Here is a 1,058-nt window from a genome sequence, read left to right as displayed (position 1 = left end):
GCGGCCCCGCAGTCGCCGGGCTGCTGGCGGGCGCCCGGCGACTGCGGGGCCGCGCGGAACTCGTGCTGCTCGCGGCGTACGGCTTCGTCGCGGCCTTCGTCTACGGCACCGTCATGAACCTCTACGGCTGGCCCTTCATCGACGCGCTCGCCTCGAACATCGCCTTCCACGCGGACGCCTCCCCCGCCGCCAACCTCGCCCGCTTTGTCGCGTACTGCCTGGCCACCTCCCTCGGCTGGGACCTGGGCCGGGCCGTGGTCACCGTCGCCCTGACCCTCACGCTCGGCACCCCGGTGCTGCGGGCGCTGCGGCGGGCCACACGCCGGGCCGCCTTCGAGAGCGCGGTCACATTCGACCCGCCCACTGTCCGAACGCGGAGTCGGACCTCGTGCACGGAGCGTCGGGTACACGGTGAACCACCCCACAGGGCGCAGGTCACATACGAAGCGGGGCCGTAGATCGAAAGGCGTGGCATGTCCACGTCGTAATGGCTGCTGACCTGCGGATTGAGAGCCAGGTCACAGAGCCCCCGCTCCATCCACATACGGCCACAACTAGCAAAAGGGGTGTTTGCGGACAGGTCCCCCGGGCTGCTTCTGTGGACGAGTCGCACGGCGCCGACCACCCACACGGGCTCGGCGCCGACGTACGCCCCCACCGCATCGCATGTGGTGAAGGCATGCCCGCGACGTCAACGTCCCCGAAGAAAAGGTTCCCCGTGACTCGCACCCTTCTCCGCCGCATCGCCTCCCCGAAGAAGGCCCTCGCCGGTACCGCCGTCGTCGCCGCCACCGCCGGTGCGCTGCTCGCCGCCGTGCCCGCGCAGGCCGCGACCTCGGAGGCCGCGCAGGCCCAGGCGACCGCGAAGAAGATGATCGCGAACTCCGCTCAGTACACCTGCTTCTCCAACATCGTCGACCACGAGAGCGACTGGAACCCCAACGCGACGAACGCGTCCTCCGGCGCCTACGGCCTGGTCCAGGCTCTCCCCGGTTCGAAGATGGCCTCCGCCGGTTCCGACTGGAAGACCAACGCCGCCACGCAGATCAAGTGGGGCC

The 1,058-nt window shown here is 70.1% G+C and carries 1 protein-coding gene and 1 pseudogene; both read left to right on the top strand.

The annotated features are described in order from the left end of the window. Nucleotides 1-458, top strand: a pseudogene (locus tag AOK15_RS40890) (ECF transporter S component); the annotation flags it as partial. Nucleotides 459-718: 260 nt separating this feature from the next. Beyond that, on the top strand, nucleotides 719-1,058 hold a 340-nt coding region (locus tag AOK15_RS40885), incomplete at its 3' end, for an aggregation-promoting factor C-terminal-like domain-containing protein (protein WP_079050049.1).

The organism is Streptomyces ossamyceticus (assembly GCF_001418475.1).
Lineage (GTDB): Bacteria > Actinomycetota > Actinomycetes > Streptomycetales > Streptomycetaceae > Streptomyces > Streptomyces ossamyceticus.
This window is presented reverse-complemented; position numbering and strand designations above follow the sequence as displayed.